19 protein-coding genes are annotated in these 16,136 nt (G+C 72.2%); 9 read left to right on the top strand and 10 right to left on the bottom strand.

Features of this window, described 5'->3' with window-relative positions; translation table 11 throughout:
• The first annotated feature begins 456 nt into the window (after positions 1-456).
• From AB0K14_RS31085 to AB0K14_RS31065, 5 genes are all read left to right on the top strand, one after another.
• Entirely contained in the window at positions 457-654 is a 198-nt protein-coding gene (locus AB0K14_RS31085) for a hypothetical protein (RefSeq protein ID WP_360456721.1), read from the top strand.
• 128 nt (positions 655-782) lie between these two features.
• Entirely contained in the window at positions 783-3,557 is a 2,775-nt protein-coding gene (locus AB0K14_RS31080) for a glycosyl hydrolase (RefSeq protein ID WP_360456718.1), read from the top strand.
• Between the two features lie 37 nt (positions 3,558-3,594).
• Positions 3,595-4,563 (top strand): DUF1996 domain-containing protein, encoded by a 969-nt coding sequence (locus AB0K14_RS31075; protein ID WP_360456715.1) that lies wholly within the window; start codon positions 3,595-3,597, stop codon positions 4,561-4,563.
• Between the two features lie 96 nt (positions 4,564-4,659).
• A complete protein-coding gene (locus tag AB0K14_RS31070; RefSeq protein WP_360456712.1) occupies positions 4,660-5,265 on the top strand; it encodes a DUF2238 domain-containing protein in 606 nt (201 codons plus the stop codon).
• Positions 5,266-5,315: 50 nt separating this feature from the next.
• Positions 5,316-5,999: a DUF6319 family protein gene (locus tag AB0K14_RS31065; protein ID WP_360456709.1), complete on the top strand. Its 684-nt coding sequence runs from the start codon at positions 5,316-5,318 to the stop codon at positions 5,997-5,999.
• An 858-nt stretch (positions 6,000-6,857) separates the two neighbouring features.
• Here the strand turns inward: AB0K14_RS31065 and AB0K14_RS31060 are convergent.
• Positions 6,858-8,402 (bottom strand): alpha/beta fold hydrolase, encoded by a 1,545-nt coding sequence (locus tag AB0K14_RS31060; protein WP_360456706.1) that lies wholly within the window; start codon positions 8,400-8,402, stop codon positions 6,858-6,860.
• A gap of 150 nt (positions 8,403-8,552) precedes the next feature.
• Between AB0K14_RS31060 and AB0K14_RS31055 the strand changes: the two genes are divergently transcribed.
• Entirely contained in the window at positions 8,553-9,440 is an 888-nt protein-coding gene (locus AB0K14_RS31055) for an EamA family transporter (protein WP_360456828.1), read from the top strand.
• A gap of 3 nt (positions 9,441-9,443) precedes the next feature.
• A complete protein-coding gene (locus AB0K14_RS31050) occupies positions 9,444-9,881 on the top strand; it encodes a DUF1801 domain-containing protein (protein WP_360456703.1) in 438 nt (145 codons plus the stop codon).
• Here AB0K14_RS31050 and AB0K14_RS31045 read toward each other — a convergent pair.
• The 9 genes from AB0K14_RS31045 to AB0K14_RS31005 all read right to left on the bottom strand — a co-directional run bounded on the left by AB0K14_RS31045 (position 9,878) and on the right by AB0K14_RS31005 (position 14,723).
• Positions 9,878-10,345, bottom strand: a complete 468-nt coding sequence (locus AB0K14_RS31045; protein ID WP_360456700.1) for a hypothetical protein — start codon at positions 10,343-10,345, stop codon at positions 9,878-9,880. The genes AB0K14_RS31050 and AB0K14_RS31045 overlap by 4 nt on opposite strands.
• A 27-nt stretch (positions 10,346-10,372) precedes the next feature.
• Positions 10,373-11,446: an ATP-dependent DNA ligase gene (locus AB0K14_RS31040; RefSeq protein ID WP_360456697.1), complete on the bottom strand. Its 1,074-nt coding sequence runs from the start codon at positions 11,444-11,446 to the stop codon at positions 10,373-10,375.
• Positions 11,431-12,009 (bottom strand): alkaline shock response membrane anchor protein AmaP, encoded by a 579-nt coding sequence (locus tag AB0K14_RS31035; RefSeq protein WP_360456694.1) that lies wholly within the window; start codon positions 12,007-12,009, stop codon positions 11,431-11,433. The genes AB0K14_RS31040 and AB0K14_RS31035 overlap by 16 nt, the downstream gene beginning before the upstream one ends.
• Positions 12,006-12,509, bottom strand: a complete 504-nt coding sequence (locus tag AB0K14_RS31030; protein ID WP_360456691.1) for a DUF6286 domain-containing protein — start codon at positions 12,507-12,509, stop codon at positions 12,006-12,008. Before AB0K14_RS31030 ends, AB0K14_RS31035 begins: the two co-directional genes overlap by 4 nt.
• The gene (locus AB0K14_RS31025) at positions 12,510-13,016 is read right to left on the bottom strand and encodes a hypothetical protein (protein ID WP_360456688.1); all 507 of its coding nucleotides are present in this window, start codon (positions 13,014-13,016) and stop codon (positions 12,510-12,512) included.
• Entirely contained in the window at positions 13,013-13,189 is a 177-nt protein-coding gene (locus tag AB0K14_RS31020) for a hypothetical protein (protein ID WP_360456685.1), read from the bottom strand. The genes AB0K14_RS31025 and AB0K14_RS31020 overlap by 4 nt, the downstream gene beginning before the upstream one ends.
• Entirely contained in the window at positions 13,189-13,440 is a 252-nt protein-coding gene (locus AB0K14_RS31015) for a hypothetical protein (protein ID WP_360456682.1), read from the bottom strand. Before AB0K14_RS31015 ends, AB0K14_RS31020 begins: the two co-directional genes overlap by 1 nt.
• A 5-nt stretch (positions 13,441-13,445) precedes the next feature.
• Entirely contained in the window at positions 13,446-13,895 is a 450-nt protein-coding gene (locus tag AB0K14_RS31010) for an Asp23/Gls24 family envelope stress response protein (protein ID WP_360456680.1), read from the bottom strand.
• An 84-nt stretch (positions 13,896-13,979) separates the two neighbouring features.
• Entirely contained in the window at positions 13,980-14,723 is a 744-nt protein-coding gene (locus tag AB0K14_RS31005) for a pyrimidine reductase family protein (protein WP_360456825.1), read from the bottom strand.
• Positions 14,724-14,762: 39 nt separating this feature from the next.
• Here AB0K14_RS31005 and zapE point away from each other — a divergent pair, with 39 nt between their 5' ends.
• Together zapE and AB0K14_RS30995 are read left to right on the top strand one after the other, a co-directional pair.
• The gene (zapE, locus tag AB0K14_RS31000) at positions 14,763-15,773 is read left to right on the top strand and encodes a cell division protein ZapE (protein ID WP_360456677.1); all 1,011 of its coding nucleotides are present in this window, start codon (positions 14,763-14,765) and stop codon (positions 15,771-15,773) included.
• A gap of 67 nt (positions 15,774-15,840) precedes the next feature.
• The gene (locus tag AB0K14_RS30995; RefSeq protein WP_360456822.1) at positions 15,841-16,083 is read left to right on the top strand and encodes a DUF3040 domain-containing protein; all 243 of its coding nucleotides are present in this window, start codon (positions 15,841-15,843) and stop codon (positions 16,081-16,083) included.
• Positions 16,084-16,136 lie beyond the last annotated feature (53 nt).

Below are 16,136 nucleotides of genomic sequence, written 5' to 3'. Positions count from 1 at the left end.
CCCCGCCGTCTCCGCCGTGGAACTCGTTCATGAGTACTCCCTTGTGCACGGGGAGCGCCGCTTCGCGGAAAGGCGTGCACCGCTGCGGTAAGTGGAAATTTCCACGCATCGGGGTGCTTTGCTGAGAAACGGAGCACCGCTCGAATGAATGGTTGACAACACCGGGACACGGCGTTGGGCCGCCGTGTTCCGGTGATAACCGTACTGGGGGATGCCCCCTTGTCCCGGCGGGGGTGGAATATCCGCGTAGAGGTGTTGTGCGCGCACCTCGGGGTGTCCGTTCGCGGGCGGTTGCCTTCGCGGAACGCCTGCGCGCGAATGCCGGGACGAGCGGGTCGGCCACCGGTTCGGCGGCCGGGCCTTGCGCCGACCGGCTGTTTCCCAGGGCGGTTCAGCCGCGATCCGACTGGTCCTCTCGTACCATGGGTGCAACGCCGGAGAGAGGGAGGCAAGCCGATGACGCAGGCGTACGTGGTGCGGTTCGTCGGTGGCCCCCTCGACGGCCGGGTCGACTCGCACGCCAAGCCGCCCGAGACGCCGAAGCAGACCGTCACCCACGTCCACCTGCACGGCGGCCCCAAGATCGTGCACCACTACGACCTGCAGTACGCGGTCGAGTACGGCTGCGAGTACCGCCTCCGCGTCGAGGAGTAGGCGCCTCTCCGCCGGTTCTTGACAGGGTCAGAACCGGCCGACCGTAGACACGCGCGTCACCAGCGGTTTACCGTTTGGCTTGCGTGAGAGCGCTCTCACAGAGTTGTGAGTCCCTGCTGGAGGTCCCTGTGCGTTCAATCCGCCCCCACCTGGCGGCCCTGGTGGTAGCCGTGGCCGCGGCTGCCGCGATCCCCCTCGCCCTACCCGCCACGGCCGACGCCGTGACGGTCGGCGCGGGCAGCTACGCCACCACCCGACCGGCGGGTGCGGTCGGCCCGTCCGACTCCAACGGCGCACCCCTGACGCCGAAGGTCACCGCCCGGATGGCCGGTCGCCCGGTCCCGACCAACGACTGGTGGTCATCCCTGGCCTTCCAGCGCTACCCGGGCAACCCGTACTCCGAGAACATGTACGCCCACCCGCTGACCTTCCACGCGGCGGCGCAGGGGCTGGGCGTCGGCTACCCGACCAGCCCGAACATCACCCCCGACGGCCGGTTCTACGAGTTCATGCACACCGACGACCTGTTCGTCGGCGTGAGCGGCCTCAACGCGCCGCGCACCCAGGTCGACGGCTGGTCCGACTGGACCGTCACTCCACTGTGGACCGACGGGACGCGCACCCTGCGCACGACCATCGGCCACGGCTCGCCGTACGTGTACGCGGAGGCGACCGGCGGCGCGGCCAGGGTCGGCTTCAACGGCGCCACCACGATCTGGAGCAACACCGGCACCACGCTCGGCGTGACGATCAACGGCCGCGACTACGCCCTGTTCTCGCCGAGCACCTGGAACGTCGTCGGCACCGCCGAGGCCACCTCCAACGCCGCGTTCTTCTCCGTGGCCGTGCTGCCCAGCCGCGACGCGCTGTCGCTGTTCCAGCGCTACGCGTTCTCGTTCGTCACCGACAGCAAGGTCAACTGGACCTACAACTCGGCGAACGCCCAGCTCACCGCCACCTACACGGCCACGACGACGGCACGCCAGGGCGCCCAGACCGGCACCCTGCAAGCCCTCTACCGGCACCAGTGGCTCAACTCCACCGACACCGTCACCGCCCACCGCTACACCTCGCCGCGCGGCGAGATGCGGTTGCGCGAGGGCCCGTCGTTCACCACCCGCAGCACGTTCAACGGTGTCCTGCCGGCGCTCCCCCTGTCCTCGGCAGCCGACCGCAACCGCTTGCGCACCGAGATCGACCAGGAGCTCAACGCCGCCGACCCGTGGAAGGGCGCGGGCGACACCTACTGGACCGGCAAGGCACTGTGGCGCCTGGCCGCACTGGCCCGCGTGGCCAACCAGATCGGGTACACCGAGGGCCGCGACCGACTGCTGGGCATGGTCCGCGACCGGCTCACCGACTGGCTCACCGCGACGCCCGGCGAGGCGGGCAACCACTTCGCCTACGACGCCACGTGGGGCACGTTGATCGGGTACAAGGCGTCCTACGGCACCGACGCCGAGCTGAACGACCACCACTTCCACTACGGCTACTACGTGCTGGCCGCGGCGGTCCTGGCGCAGCACGACCCGGCGTGGGCGTCCGACTCCCGGTACGGCGGCATGGTCAAGCTGCTGGTCAAGGACGCCAACAACTACGACCGCGGCGAGACGCGCTTCCCGTTCCTGCGCAACTTCGACGCCTACGCGGGCCACGGCTGGGCGTCCGGCCACGCCGGGTTCGCGCACGGCAACAACGAGGAGTCCTCGTCCGAGGGCATGATGTTCGCCACCGCCGCGGTGCTGTTCGGCCAGGCCACCGGCGACACGGCGATGCGTGACGCGGGCATCTACCTGCACACCACGCAGGAGAGCACCGTCGCCCAGTACTGGTTCGACAAGGACGACTCGGTGTTCCCGGCCGCGTTCCAGCACGGCACGGTCGGCATGGTGTGGGGCGCGGGCGCGAGCTACAGCACGTGGTGGACGGCCAACCCGGAGGAGATCCACGGCATCAACATGCTGCCGATCACCGGCGGCTCGCTCTACCACGCCGACTACAAGGCCGACATCCTGCAGAACGTCAACGAGCTGCGCGCCAACAACGGTGGCACCGAGGTCGAGTGGAAGGACGTGATCACCCAGTTCCTGGCGCTCGCCGACCCGGCCCAGGCGCTGGCGAACTACGGCTCCGGCCTGCCGCCGGAGGACGGCGACTCGCGGGCGCACGCCTACCACTGGATCACGTCGCTCAACACCTACGGCACGCCCGACACGTCCGTCACCGCGAACGTGCCGACGCACGCCGTGCTGAGCAAGAACGGCGCGCGGACGTACGTGGCCTACAACCCGGGCACGGCGACGGCCACGGTGACGTTCTCCGACGGGCAGACCCTGTCCGTGCCGGCGTCGTCCACCGCGTGGCGCGGCCCGGCGGGCACCGGCGTCGACTCCGGTTCCGGCGGCGTGAACCCCACGTCGACCACGACCACGACGACGACCACCACCACCTCTACGACGACCACCACGACCACGACCGCTCCGCCGGTCAGCCGTGACGCCTTCGGCACCGTCCAGGCCGAGTCCTACGACCAGCACAGCGGCGTGTTCAAGGAGACGACCACCGACACCGGCGGCGGCCAGAACATCGCGGGCATCGCCAACGGCGACTGGGCGCTCTTCCGCGGCGTCGACTTCGGCACCCGCACCGGCCGGCAGTTCCTCGCCCGGGTCGCCAGCGGCGCGGCCGGCGGCGTGAGCGGCCTGGTCGAGGTCCGCGTCGGCAGCCCGACGGCCGCACCGCTGGGCAGCTTCGCCGTCGCCAACACCGGCGGCTGGCAGAGCTGGCGCACCGTGCCCGCGAACATCACCGGCCTGACCGGCAAGCACGACGTCTACCTGACCTTCACCAGCGGCCAGCCGGCCGACTTCGTCAACGTCAACTGGATCACGTTCGGTTCCTAGACCTGCCGCCGCATCCCGCTCCACCGGAGGAGATCGGATGAACGCGAGAATGAGAGGTGTCATCGGCGCCGCGTCCGTCGCGCTGGCACTGGCCCTGATCGGGTCGGTGGTCGTTCACCAGCAGGCGGGCGCGGGGCCCGTCAACCACGGAAACCACAACAGCCACGGCAACCACGTCAGCCACGACGGCCACCCGGCCGCACCGGACGCGGACCAGGCCGCGGCCATCGAGGGCCAGGTCGGCATCCAGGCCGCGTCGGAGTTCCGCGCCAACTGCCGCGCGAGCCACCGGTCCGGCAACGACCCGATCATCTACCCCAACCAGACCGGCGTGTCGCACGTGCACGAGTTCTTCGGCAACCGGTCGACCAACGCGTCGTCCACGTACACGTCGCTCAAGGCGGCGGGCACCACGTGCGACCCGGTGGTCGACCTGTCCGCCTACTGGGTGCCCACCCTGTACAAGAACGGGCAGCCGGTCGCGCCGGAGAGCGTCACCGTGTACTACCAGGGCATCCACGACATGCAACGAGCCGTCCCGTATCCGCCGGACATGAGGTACGTCGTCGGCAACGCCAGGGCGACCAGCCCCGACCAGAACCCGTCCGCGCGGTGGTCGTGCACCACGCAGTCGCCGTCCAGCCGGGACTTCATGAACTGCCCCGCGGGCACCAAGCTGGAGACCTATCTGGACTTCCCGACCTGCTGGAACGGCCGGGACCTGGACAGCGCCAACCACAAGGACCACATCGTGTTCTGGAACGGGTCGTGCCCGTCCACGCACAACGTGGTCCTGCCGAGGCTGGAGTTCCTGATCACCTACCCGGTCAACGGCGGCGGGCTGTCGCTGGGCGGCACGGTGAACGGCGTCAACGTCACCAACGCGCCGGGGTACACCTTCCACGGTGACTTCATCAACGCGTGGGACCAGCCGGAGCTGGAGCGGAGGGTGCGCAACTGCGTCAACGCGGGGCGCATCTGCGGCACCAACGGCAACCCGATCTAGTCACGGGTCACCGCACGGGCGGCGGCGGGATCCTCGCCGCCGCCCGTGTCCCGATTGGACTTCTGGGCTGGGGCGCCGGCCGGCAGGATCTGCGGGATGGAGCCCAGGGACCGCCTGCCGGTCACCCTCGCGGTACTCGTCGTGGTGGCGGTCGCGGTGTCGGCCATCCGGCCCAAGAGCTACGTCACCTGGCTGCTGGAGGTCGCGCCGATCCTCATCGCGCTGCCGCTGCTGGCCTGGACCCGCCGCCGGTTCCCGCTGACGACCCTCGCGTACTGGCTGATCTTCGGCCACGCGCTGGTGCTCGCGCTCGGCGGCCACTACACCTACGCCGAGGTGCCGCTGGGCGAGCTGCCGTGGACCGACCGCAACCACTACGACCGGTTCGCCCACTTCGTGCAGGGTTTCGTGCCCGCCGTGCTGGTGCGGGAGGTCCTGTTGCGCCGGACGCCGCTGCGGCCGGGGCGGTGGACGTTCTTCCTCGTGTCCGCCACCTGCCTGGCGATCAGCGCGGGCTACGAGTTCGTCGAGTGGGCGGGAGCGTTGATCGGCGGTGAGTCGGCGACGGACTTCCTTGGCACGCAAGGGGATGTGTGGGACACGCATTGGGACATGCTCCTTGCGCTGGTGGGGTCGGTGGTCGCACAGTGGGTGCTCGCGCGTGCGCACGACCGGCAGCTCGCGGAATTGTCGGTGCGGTAGGGCAAGCTGCACACGACGGATCTTGTGCAAGTCGTGGAGGTAGGTAGGCGATGGCGAAGGCGAAGCAGAGCTCGTTGTCCCCGCAGGACATCGACCACCTGCGCGCGGAGTTGGCCGCGGGCCGCCCGCCCGCGGTCTGGTTCACCTCCGCCGCGGTCGGGGTGGAGGCGGGGCGGTCGGCGAAGGTGATGGCGTTCACCGAGCCGGCCGAGGGCGATTTCATCCAGGTGCGGCCGACGGGGGAGCGGGACGACCTGTCGTTCTCGCCGGCCGAGCTGACCGTGGAGAAGCCGGCTCCGCGCAAGCGCACGCCCCCTGCCGCGGCCGCGGCGAAGGCCGCCGAACCGCAGGCGCCCGCGCCGGTCGAGCACATCTACACGCCCGCTCCCGCGCCGCCGAAGCCGAAGCCCGCTCCCGCGCCCGCTCCACCCGCGCCGGAACGCCGGCCCGCCGCGCGCAAGCAGGCGAAGCCGGCCGAGGTGACGGTGACGCTCACGTCGACGGCGGACGGGGAGTGGACGGTCGACGTGCAGTGGGGTTCGAAGCGCACGTTGAAGGCCGCGCCGGTGGTCGCGTCGGCGGTGTCGCAGGCGGCGAAGCTGCTGCCGGCGGAGGTCGACGAGGCGGTGGAGAGCGTGCTCAGCGCGGCCCGCGAACGCCACTTGGCGCGGGTCGAGCAGCTGCGGGCGGAGCTGGCGGAGGCGCAGCGGGCGTTGGACGAGCTGAGCGGCTGACCTGGCGAGAACACGTATTGCAACGTATTGATGATTGGCGTTCCGCGATCGGGTGAGGGTACTTCCCCTGGCCGGCGGTAGGGCGGACGGTGGGGTCGAAATACCTTCGGTCGCACGAAGTCCCTCGACGCCGCGGAGGCACAAGATGGTGGTTGAGAACACGACAGCCGAGCAAGCCCAGCTCGGCAGCTGCGGGTGCTGCAACGGCTGCACCGGCCCGGGCTGCGGGTGCTGCTCCAGCTGCTAGATCCGCGACTGCTACACCCGTAAACCCGACCCCGGCCGCTCCAGCGCGCCGGGGTTGGGACCTGACAGATCATCCCGTCGCACGGCCCACCGGCCGACGACCCTCTTGCCCTCCGGCCGCGGCTCCTACCTGGCAGCCGATCCGCCTTTCCGCTGGCCGATCCGCCGGTCCGCTGACCGAGGCTTGCGGCTCGCAGGGCTCTCGCGGCGGGCACCGGTCGGCAGGCGGGGCTTGCAGGCTCTGCCGTGGCTACCGGGCTCCGCCGAATGTCGGGCTCTGGCCGGGTACCGGCTCTGGCCGGGTATCGAGCTCTGGCCGGGTACCGGGCCTCTAGCTAGGGCTCCGGCCGGGTACCGGGCTCTAGTCGGGGAGTCGGGCCTTTAGCCGGGCGTCGGGCTCTGGCCGGCGGGGTTGCGGTCTGCTCCCGGCCTGCCAGGTGGCGGGCGCTGCCGTGGCTCGCGTCGCGGATTCCGTCGACCCGAGTGCCCTGGCGGGGCTTGCGGCGGACCGGGGGTGGTTTCGGCGCTCCGCTGGTTTTCAACCGAGGTACGGGAACAGTGTTTCCGTACATTTTCGGGCAATGATCACCCGATCGTGTCCGGTCCCCGAGCTCACGGCGGGCACACCGTACCGCTCGACGGCACCTTCGCGCTCACCAAGAACTCCTCGGCCGCCTTCGTCGCGCACGCCGACTGGCCGAGTGCTCCGTGCCCACCGCCCTGCCAGCCGACCACGACCCCGGCGGGCAGCGCCTGCGCCGCCCGTTCGCTGCCCTCGCGCGGTGTCACCGGATCGGCGGCCGTGGTCAGCACCAGCACCGGCGGCGCGCCGACCAGCCTCGGCACCTTCACCGCCTGCGGCACCGGGAAGGGGCCGCAGGCCAGCAGCTTGCGAGCGAAGTAGGCGCCGAACAGCGGCTGCTTGGTCCGCCAGTCCGCCGCCATCCCGGCGACCCGCTCGGGCGGAATGCGGGTGGTGGTGTCGTTGCACGCGGTGACGATGCCGGCGTCCAGTCGCGGCGGGTCGTCGTCCTGGCCGACCACGAGCGGCTCGATGAAGGTGCTCAGCTTCGTCCCGTCGCCGCCCTCCGCCGCCACGATCGCATCGGCCAGCGCCGACCACCGCGGCCGGTCGGCCAGCCCCGCCAGCACCGCCTCCGTGGCCGTGCCCGGCGTGAGGTCGAAGTCACCGCCGCGCAACGGCTTGTCCCGCAACGAGTTCAGCAACGCCTTGAACCGGTCCGTCGCATCGGCGCCCAGCGGGCAGCCGCGGACCACGCAGTCCTTCTGGAACGCCGAGAACGCCTCCTCCGCCGCCACCGCCCGCGTCTGCAACACCGCCGACACGTCCAGCGTGGGGTCCGGCGCGCCGTCGAACACCACCCGCCCGATGCGGTCCGGGTACCGGCTCGCGTACAGCGACAGCACCCTCGACCCCTCGCCGACACCGATGGCGTTCAGGTGCGGCACGCCCAACTCCTCGCGCAGCTGCTCCAGGTCCGCCGACGCGCGCCAGGAGTCCACCGCGGGCAGCCGGTTCTCCATGTCGAGCACGCACTCGTGGCTGGCCTTCGTGTAGGCCTCCGCCAACTTCTCGTGCGACTCCGCGCCCGGATCGGCCTCCACGATGCCCTCGCGCGCCTCGTCCGGCACGCACTGCACGGGGTCCGACTCGCCGGTGCCCCGCCGGTCCACGCCGATCAGCGTGAACGTGCTCAGCACCGACGCCGGCAGGTTCGCCGCCAGCCGCGCCGCCTTCAAGGTGCCCGGCTCGCCACCGGCCTCGCCGACCACCACCAGCGGGCTGCCGCCCGTGCCGACGCGCAGCAGCGACATGCCCAGGTTGCCCCGACCGGGACGGCTCGGCGTGTCCAGCCGCACGGTGACCTGCGCGCACTCGTAGTCCCACGTGCCCGCCGGCGCCGAGGCGCCCATCCGCGCCCGCGCCGAGTCGGTGCACGACGTCCAGGACAGACCGGGCGTCTCGTAGCTCTCCAGCGGCGGGACCTCACGGGGACCGGAGGGGACGGACACCGACGACGGCTCCTCACCGTCACCGTGCACGGCGATCACCGGGCGGGTCGACGGACCCGCGCTGCACGCGGTCAACGCGCTCAGGGCCACCAGCATCCAGGTGGCGTGACGCCGACGCGGCACGGCGGTCCCCTCGCTCTCTCCCACGGCGTTGGTCTCCCGATGGGTTGGTTGCCCTGAAGGGCTCGGTGCAGAGCCTCACACAGTCCAGGTGAGACTTCGGTGAGCGGGCTGGGGCAGGATGTCGGGGTGGTCACGGTGCACGTCGAAGGCATCCCCGAACGCAGGTTGCGCCGCTCGGGGCCGTTCACGCTCGCCGCCAAGGCGTTCGGTGCGATCCCCCCGCCCGCCCTGGTGCTGCTGGGCGTGGTCAGCGTGCAGGTCGGCGCGGCCGTGGCGAAACAGCTGTTCACCCTGGCGGGCGCCGCGGGCACGGTCACGTTGCGGCTCGTGCTGGCCGCCGCGATCCTGCTGCTGGTGTGGCGTCCGTCGCTGCGGCTGGACCGGCGGACCTACGCGGTGATCGTCGGGTACGGCCTGGTGCTCGGCGCGATGAACCTGAGCTTCTACCAGGCGATCAAGCACATCCCGCTGGGCGCGGCCGTGACCATCGAGTTCCTGGGTCCGCTGGCGGTGGCCGTGATCGGGTCGCGGCGCTGGCTGGACGGGGTGTGGGCGCTGCTCGCGGCGGCCGGCGTGCTGCTGCTGACCAGGGCCGACGGTGGTCTGGCGCTGCCGGGCGTGCTGTTCGCGGCGGGCGCGGGCGCGTGCTGGGCCGGGTACATCCTGCTGACCGCGGCGCTGGGCAGCCGCACGTCCGACGGCAAGGGCCTGGCGTTGGCGATGGTGGTCGGCGCGGCGGTGGCACTGCCGTTCGGCGTGGCCGAGGCGGGCACGATGCTGCTCAACCCGGTCGTGCTCATCGCGGGCGCCGCGGTGGCGCTGCTGTCGTCGGTGATCCCGTACTCGCTGGAGCTGGAGGCGTTGCGCAAGATCCCGCCGCGCGTGTTCGGCATCCTGATGAGCCTGGAACCCGCGGTCGCGGCGCTGGCCGGGTTGATCGTGCTGCACGAGGCGTTGCACCCGGCGCAGTGGGTCGCGGTGTTCTGCGTGGTGCTGGCGTCGGTCGGGGCGACCCGGACCGCGAGACCGGAGGTGTGAGCGATGGCGCGGAGCGAGGCCTCGACGGTCGAGGAGTACCTGGCGGAGCTGCCCGAGGACCGGCGCGCGACGGTGTCGGCGGTGCGGGACGTGATCGTGGCGAACCTGCCGGACGGCTACGTCGAGGGCATGGCGTGGGGGATGATCACCTACTCGGTGCCGCTGGAGGTGTCCGGCAAGACCTACAACGGGCAGCCGCTGGGGTACGTGTCGCTCGCGTCGCAGAAGAATTACGTCTCGCTGTACCTGATGGGCGTGTACGGGGAGCGCGAGCAGGAGTTCCGGGCCGAGTTCGAGGCGACCGGGCGCAAGCTGGACATGGGCAAGAGCTGCGTGCGGTTCAAGCGGACCGACGACCTGCCGCTCGACGTGATCGGACGTGAAGTCGCACGTCAGAGCGTGGACGAGTTCGTCGCGAAGGCGCGTGCCGCGCGGGCTTAGGCCTTGGCCGCCGGTTGGGGTGTCGGTTCGGGCGCCGGTTCCTCGACGCCGAGCCGCCCGTCGACCAACTCGCCGCCGCGCTGCTCGAAGATCGTCGCGTAGCTCGCCGAGTACCGGCGGTAGACGTCGAGCACCTCGCCGTCGGCCGCCGCGGCCACGTCCGCCCGGTACTCGTCGCGCAGCCGCCGCATGGTGTTCACGTCGCCGCGCCGCTTCAGGCTGTGCAGGTAGGGCTTGAACGTGACGTTCAGCCCGCCGACCACGGCCGCGACGAGCAGCAGCACCTTGCCCAGCGGTGTTTCCGACGAGGCGAAACCCACCGCCAGCACGGCCGGCACCAGGATCAGCACGACCGTGTAGGACAGGCCGGTCGTCCGGTGCACGACCCGCCACAGCGACAGCCGCCGGCAGTCGTGCCGCATGCGGTCGTCGAGTTCCCGGATGAGCGCGTCCACGTCAGCCACGGGTCACCACGGTACTCACCCGAGTGGTCACGCGGGGCGGACTTCGCCTCGCAGCACCGATTCCACGTCGTAGCGCGCGGGCTGGTCGAGCTGGTCGTAGCGGCACGACGCGGGCTCGCGGTCGGGCCGCCAGCGCCGGAACTGGCCGTTGTGGCGCAGCCGGGCGGGAGCGCCGCCCTCGGTCTGCGAGTACGCGATCTCCAGCACGCGTTCGGGCCGCAACGGCACCCAGTCGGCGTGCTTGCCGCGCCACCGGTTGATCTCGCCGGGCAACCGGCGACCGTCCGGCTCGACCAGCCACGGGTGGTCGTCGGTGGTGATCAGGTCCTTGAACTCCTCGGCCAGCGCGCGCCGTTCGGCCGCCTTGAACGAGCCCACCACACCGACGTGGTGCAGGATGCCGGCGTCGTCGTGCAGGCCGAGCAGCAGCGAGCCGACGGCCGTGCCCGGCTCGGTGTCCTTATGCCAGCGCAGCCCGGCCACCACGCAGTCGGCGGTGCGCGCGTGCTTGACCTTGATCATGGTGCGCTTGCCCGGCGTGTACTCGCCCGCGGCGGGCTTGCCGATGACGCCGTCCAGCCCCGCGCCCTCGAACAGCTCGAACCACTGCGCCGCCAGGTCGCCGTCGGTGGTCGCGGGCGTGAGGTAGAGGCCGTCGCCGGGCGTGATCAGGCCTTCCAACGTCGACCGCCGCTCGGTGCACGGCCGCTCCAGCAGCAGGTCGTCGCCCACGGCCAGCACGTCGAACGCGACGAAGCTCGCCGGTGTCTGCTCGGCCAGCAACCGCACGCGGCTCTCCGCCGGGTGGATGCGCTCGGACAACGCGTCGAAGTCCAGCTTGTCGTCCTTGGCCACGACGAGTTCGCCGTCGACCACGACCCGGGGCGGCAGGGTGCGCCGCAACGCGGCCTCCGCCTCCGGGAAGTACCGGTTGAGCGGCTTGCCGCTGCGCGACTGGAGGAACACCTCGTCGCCGTCGCGGAACACCAGGCAGCGGTAGCCGTCCCACTTCGGTTCGAACACCAGGTCCGCGCCGGTCGGGATCTTGTCCACCGAGTTGGCCAGCATCGGCTGCACGGGAGGGGTCAACGGGAGCGCCACCAGGCCATCCTGCCTGGTGAGGCGCGCCGGCGCACGCGTTGCCGCTCCCTCTTGGCCAGATCGAGCCGCACCGCGGCCGGCAGCGCCTCGACACCCAGCGCGGCCCGCGCCCGCGCCAGCACCCGCCCGTCCAGCTCCTGCCACACCCGCCGGACGTCCGCGCCGTGCCGCAGGGTCAGCCGCAGCCGCAGGGCGGGTGTGCCGACCACGGTCACCTTGGCGCCGTGCACCCCGTGGAGCTGCTCGGCGTCGGCCCGAACCGCCGCCGCCAACGCCTTGGCGGTGACCACTACGTCGTCGCCCAGCCGCAGGTCGGAGCGCCGTTGCGGCCGCACCGCCCGCCACGCCCACCGCAGCCCGAGGAGGACGGCCAGCAGACCCAGCACGAGCAGCCCGACCCGGACGGGCAGCAGGTGCCGCCGCGCCCAGTCGAGCACCACCGGGTCCAGCACCGGCCGGTCGACGCCCAGCCGGTGCAGCACCACCGCGCCGCCTCCGACCAGCAGGGCGACGAAGCCCAGGGCGAACGCCATCACGCGTTCGGTGCGGTTCGAGTGGTTCACGGGCGGTCCTTCGGTGCGATGACGACGACCGACACCTTCGGCCGGGTGGGCATCGGCAGGTCGTCCACCGCCGCCTGGGCGACCTTGAGGAGGCGGGGTCGCAACGACGCCTCGTCCTGCGGGCGGCCGGTCGCGCGGACCCGCACCTCGCGCCGCGACGCGGTGACCGACGCGGCCACCACCCCGTCCTCCGCCCGCACCCGGTGCCCGACCACGCGGGCCAGCGACGTCGGCGTGGTCACCACGCGGACACCGTCGGCCGGGTCGTCCAACCGCACCTGCGACACCCCCGCCAACGACGCCACGACCAGCAGGAACAGCCCGCCGGCCGCCAGGCACACGCCGATCACGAGCACCGGCCGGTCCACCCAGGACCAGTCCGGCGGGGTCGGCCTGCCGTGCCCGGACCAGTGGCGGGCGACCGCGACGACCAGCAGCGCGCCGGCGGCGGCCAACGCCGACCCGAGCAACGGCGACAACACCCGCAGCAGCAGCCGCATCTACCCGACCCGCGGCACGGTCTCGGCCCGCAGCGCGGACACGGTCACGGCCACCGACCGGACCCGGAACCCGGTGATCCGCTCGACCTCCTCGGTGACGCGCCGCCGGACGTCCGCCGCGGCCGACCGGATGGGCGCGGGGTAGCGCAGCGCCAACCTCACCGCGAGTTCCAGGTCACCACCCGCCTCGCCGATCCGGACCGCCGCGCTCGGCTCCGCGCCGGGAACGAGGCGGACCGCGTGCGCGGCGACCTTCCGCACCACGGTGGGGTGGATCTCCAAGGCGCCGAGCGCGCCGTCGGCACCGTTCGGGTCGATGCCCGCCGCACCGCCCGACGCTGTGCCGCTGGCTTTCGCACCGCCCGCCGATGTGCTGCCTGCCGCTGTGCCGCCGGCTGTCGTTCCAGCCGACGTCGTGTCGCCCGCTGCCGGGCTGGTCAGGTCAGGTGCGGTGGCCGGAGTGGTGGGGTCCGGAGTGGTGGGGTCCGGGGTGTTCGGCGTGGTCACTTGTCGCGGCCCCGGCCGAGCAGGTCACCCAGGTCCAGCTCCCCGTCGACGACGCGGCCGACGACGAGCCCGATCACGCCGACCGCCAGCGTCACCAGGAACGCGGTGAACCCGCTGGTCGCGGCCAGTCCCAGGACCAGGCCCGCGAGCAGGCCGGTCTGCGTCGCGCTCATCAGCTCTCCCACTCGATGTCGGCCACGACGACGTCCACCGGCGCCGGGCCGGCCACCCGCGTCACCCGGGCCCGCAGCTCCCGCACCACCTCACCGATCGGCCGACCGGGCCGCAGCACCACCGCCACCTCCACCCGGTCCCCGACCCGCACCCCGTCCACCCGCCGCCCCGGCAGGTAGGAGGCGAACGCGCGGTCGAGCCGGGCCACGTCCGGGTGGGCGAGCAACGCCGCCTCGACGTCCTCCGCCACGTGCGTCACTCGACCCGGGACCCGGTCGTCGGCGCGGCCTCCTCGTCGTCCTCCGGCAGGTGGATGTCGTTGACCGCGATGTTGACCTCGATGACCTCCAGCCCGGTCATCCGCTCGACCTGGCCGATCACGTTGCGCCGCACGGCCCGGGCCAGGTCGGCGATGCTCGCCCCGTACTCGACCACGATGTCCAGGTCGACCGCGGCCTGCTTCTCACCCACCTCGACGGCGACGCCGGCGGTGTTCGAGGTGCCCGCTCCGGGGATCCGCTCGCGCAGCGCGCCGAACGCCCGCGACACGCCGCCGCCGACGGCGTGCACCCCCGAGATCTCCCGTGCCGCGACGCCCGCGACCTTCTGCACGACCGTCGACGCGATCGTGGTCCGGCCCGGCTCGGTGTCCTCGGCCGAACGCGCGGCGCCGGTGTCCGGCTTGACGGCGGTGCTCTGAGCCACGGCGTGCCCTCCGAGTTCGGTGCGTGTCCGTTCGGACGCGCACCGTATTCGGGTCACGCCGAGGCCGGGCCCAACACCACCGGATCAGGCGTCACTCTTGCGGTACCGCAGCAGGAGTGCGCTGTCGTGGTGCAGCACGGACTCCAACTCCATCGACCGGGGTGTCGGCGGCAGCGGCCCCACCGCGATCCGCCCGGCGTCACCGCCCGCGAGCAGCGGGGAGAACGTCACGCACAGCGCGTCCACCAGGTCCGCGTCGATCAACGCGCCGAACACCCTCGGCCCGCCCTCGCAGTCGACCCGGCGCAGCCCCCGCTCGTCCAACGCCTCCAGCGCGAGGGCCATGGCCACGGTCTCCTCACCGGCGACGACCACATCGGCGCCCGCCGCCGCCAGCGCGTCACGCCGCTCCCGGGGAGCGGCCCGCGTGGTGAGGATGATCGGCGGCACGGCCGTGCTGGTCAGCAGCGTGGACGTCGGCTCGATCGAGCACCGCCCGCTGATCACGGCGATCGGCGGCACGGGCGCGAGCCCCAGCCTGGCCCGCCGGGACGCGCGCACCTCACCCGCCTTGACCCCGTGGTAGCCCTCGACCAGGGCCGTTCCCGCGCCGACCAGCACCACGTCGCACAGGTCCCGACCGAGCATGAACACCTTGCGGTCGGCGTCGTTGCCCAGGCCCTCGGACCGCCCGGCCACCGACACCGCACCGTCCAAGCTGGACACGAAGTTCACCTGCACCCAGGGCCGGTCCAGCCCGTCGGGGTAGTCGTAGAGCCGTTCCAGCTCGTCGTCGGTGATCTCGCCGTCACGTGGTGGCCACAACATCCGCACCGCCACATCCCAGCACGCCGTTACGATCCGGGCATGTCCGCCCCGCCGCGCCTGTCCGACCGCACCCCGCACGTCGCCGCGGACGAGTTGATCGACGCGATGGTCCCGCCGCCCCGCTTCGACGCGGTGCGCTTCGACACCTACCTGCCCAACCCGGACGAGCCGAGCCAGGCCGCGGCGGTGCGGGCGTGCCGGGAGTTCGCCGAACGGGTGTCCGAGGGCGGCGGCCGCGGCGTGCTCGGCCGGCTGTTCAAGCGGTCCAACGCCGACGACGCCAAGCCCGGCCTCTACCTCGACGGCGGGTTCGGCGTCGGCAAGACCCACCTGCTGGCCTCCGTGTGGCACGCCGTGCCCGGCCCGAAGGCTTACGGCACGTTCGTGGAGCTGACGAACCTGGTCGGCGCCCTCGGCTTCGGCGAGACGGTGCGCCGCCTGTCGGCGCACAAGCTGCTCGCGATCGACGAGTTCGAGCTGGACGACCCGGGCGACACGATGCTGGTCACCCGCCTGGTCAAGGAGCTCACGGCGGCGGGCGTGTCGGTCGCGGCGACGTCGAACACGCTGCCGGACAAGCTGGGCGAGGGCCGGTTCGCGGCCGCGGACTTCCTGCGCGAGATCCAGTCGATGTCGGCGAAGTTCACCGTGGTCCGGGTCGACGGCCCCGACTACCGGCACCGGGGCCTGCCGGACGCGCCGCCACCCATGGCCGACGAGGACCTGGTGGCCAAGTCGCGGAGCACGCCGGGCGGCACGCTGGACGACTTCGGCGACCTGTGCGCCGCCCTGGCCCGCATCCACCCGTCGAGCTACGGCCGGCTCGTGGACGGGGTCACCGCGGTGCACCTGCGCCACGTCCGGCCCGCGCCCGACCAGGCGGTCGCGCTGCGGCTCGTGGCGCTCGGCGACAGGCTCTACGACCGGGACATCCCGGTGGCGGTGTCGGGCGAGCCGCTCTCGGAGCTCTTCACCGCGGAAATGCTGCGTGGCGGCTACCGCAAGAAGTACCTGCGGGCGGTATCGCGGCTCGTCGCGCTGTCCCGCTGATCTTGCCTGCTCAGACCCCCGTTCGGGCGCGTTTTGGGGGTTTGGCGCCGGGTATCCCTCGCCCGTGATGAGCGAAGCGGAACGCCGCACCCTCAGTGAGATCGAGACGAGACTCGCGGACGAGGAGCCGGGCCTTGCCTCGGCGCTCGTCGCCGGGAAGCCCCGGCACCCGGCACTCAGCTACGCCCTCGTGGCCACGTTCGCGGGCCTGGGCGTGCTGCTGCTGTTCCTAGGGGCGTTCGGCCCCGCCCTCGCGTCGCTGGGGTTCAGCGCGGTGCTCGTGCTGATGCGCGGCTACACCTGGCGTTGACGCCGACGCCACGGCGCCACCCCCGGCCGTGCGACCGCTGACGCCTGCCCGTC

The organism is Actinosynnema sp. NPDC050801 (genome assembly GCF_040673975.1).
In the GTDB taxonomy this organism is placed as follows: domain Bacteria; phylum Actinomycetota; class Actinomycetes; order Mycobacteriales; family Pseudonocardiaceae; genus Actinosynnema.
The sequence above is the reverse complement of the archived record's forward strand: the minus strand, read 5'-3'. Positions and strand labels throughout refer to the sequence as shown.

Excerpts from the sequence above, each read along its gene's own strand:
- AB0K14_RS30995 (WP_360456822.1), top strand. The coding sequence starts at position 15,841 with ATGAGCGAAGCGGAACGCCGCACCCTCAGTGAGATCGAGACGAGACTC.
- AB0K14_RS31020 (WP_360456685.1), bottom strand. The coding sequence starts at position 13,189 with ATGAGCGCGACGCAGACCGGCCTGCTCGCGGGCCTGGTCCTGGGACTG.
- AB0K14_RS31075 (WP_360456715.1), top strand. The coding sequence starts at position 3,595 with ATGAACGCGAGAATGAGAGGTGTCATCGGCGCCGCGTCCGTCGCGCTG.
- AB0K14_RS31050 (WP_360456703.1), top strand. The coding sequence starts at position 9,444 with ATGGCGCGGAGCGAGGCCTCGACGGTCGAGGAGTACCTGGCGGAGCTG.
- AB0K14_RS31070 (WP_360456712.1), top strand. The coding sequence starts at position 4,660 with ATGGAGCCCAGGGACCGCCTGCCGGTCACCCTCGCGGTACTCGTCGTG.
- AB0K14_RS31005 (WP_360456825.1), bottom strand. The coding sequence starts at position 14,723 with ATGTTGTGGCCACCACGTGACGGCGAGATCACCGACGACGAGCTGGAA.
- AB0K14_RS31030 (WP_360456691.1), bottom strand. The coding sequence starts at position 12,509 with ATGCGGCTGCTGCTGCGGGTGTTGTCGCCGTTGCTCGGGTCGGCGTTG.
- AB0K14_RS31085 (WP_360456721.1), top strand. The coding sequence starts at position 457 with ATGACGCAGGCGTACGTGGTGCGGTTCGTCGGTGGCCCCCTCGACGGC.
- AB0K14_RS31065 (WP_360456709.1), top strand. The coding sequence starts at position 5,316 with ATGGCGAAGGCGAAGCAGAGCTCGTTGTCCCCGCAGGACATCGACCAC.
- zapE (WP_360456677.1), top strand. The coding sequence starts at position 14,763 with ATGTCCGCCCCGCCGCGCCTGTCCGACCGCACCCCGCACGTCGCCGCG.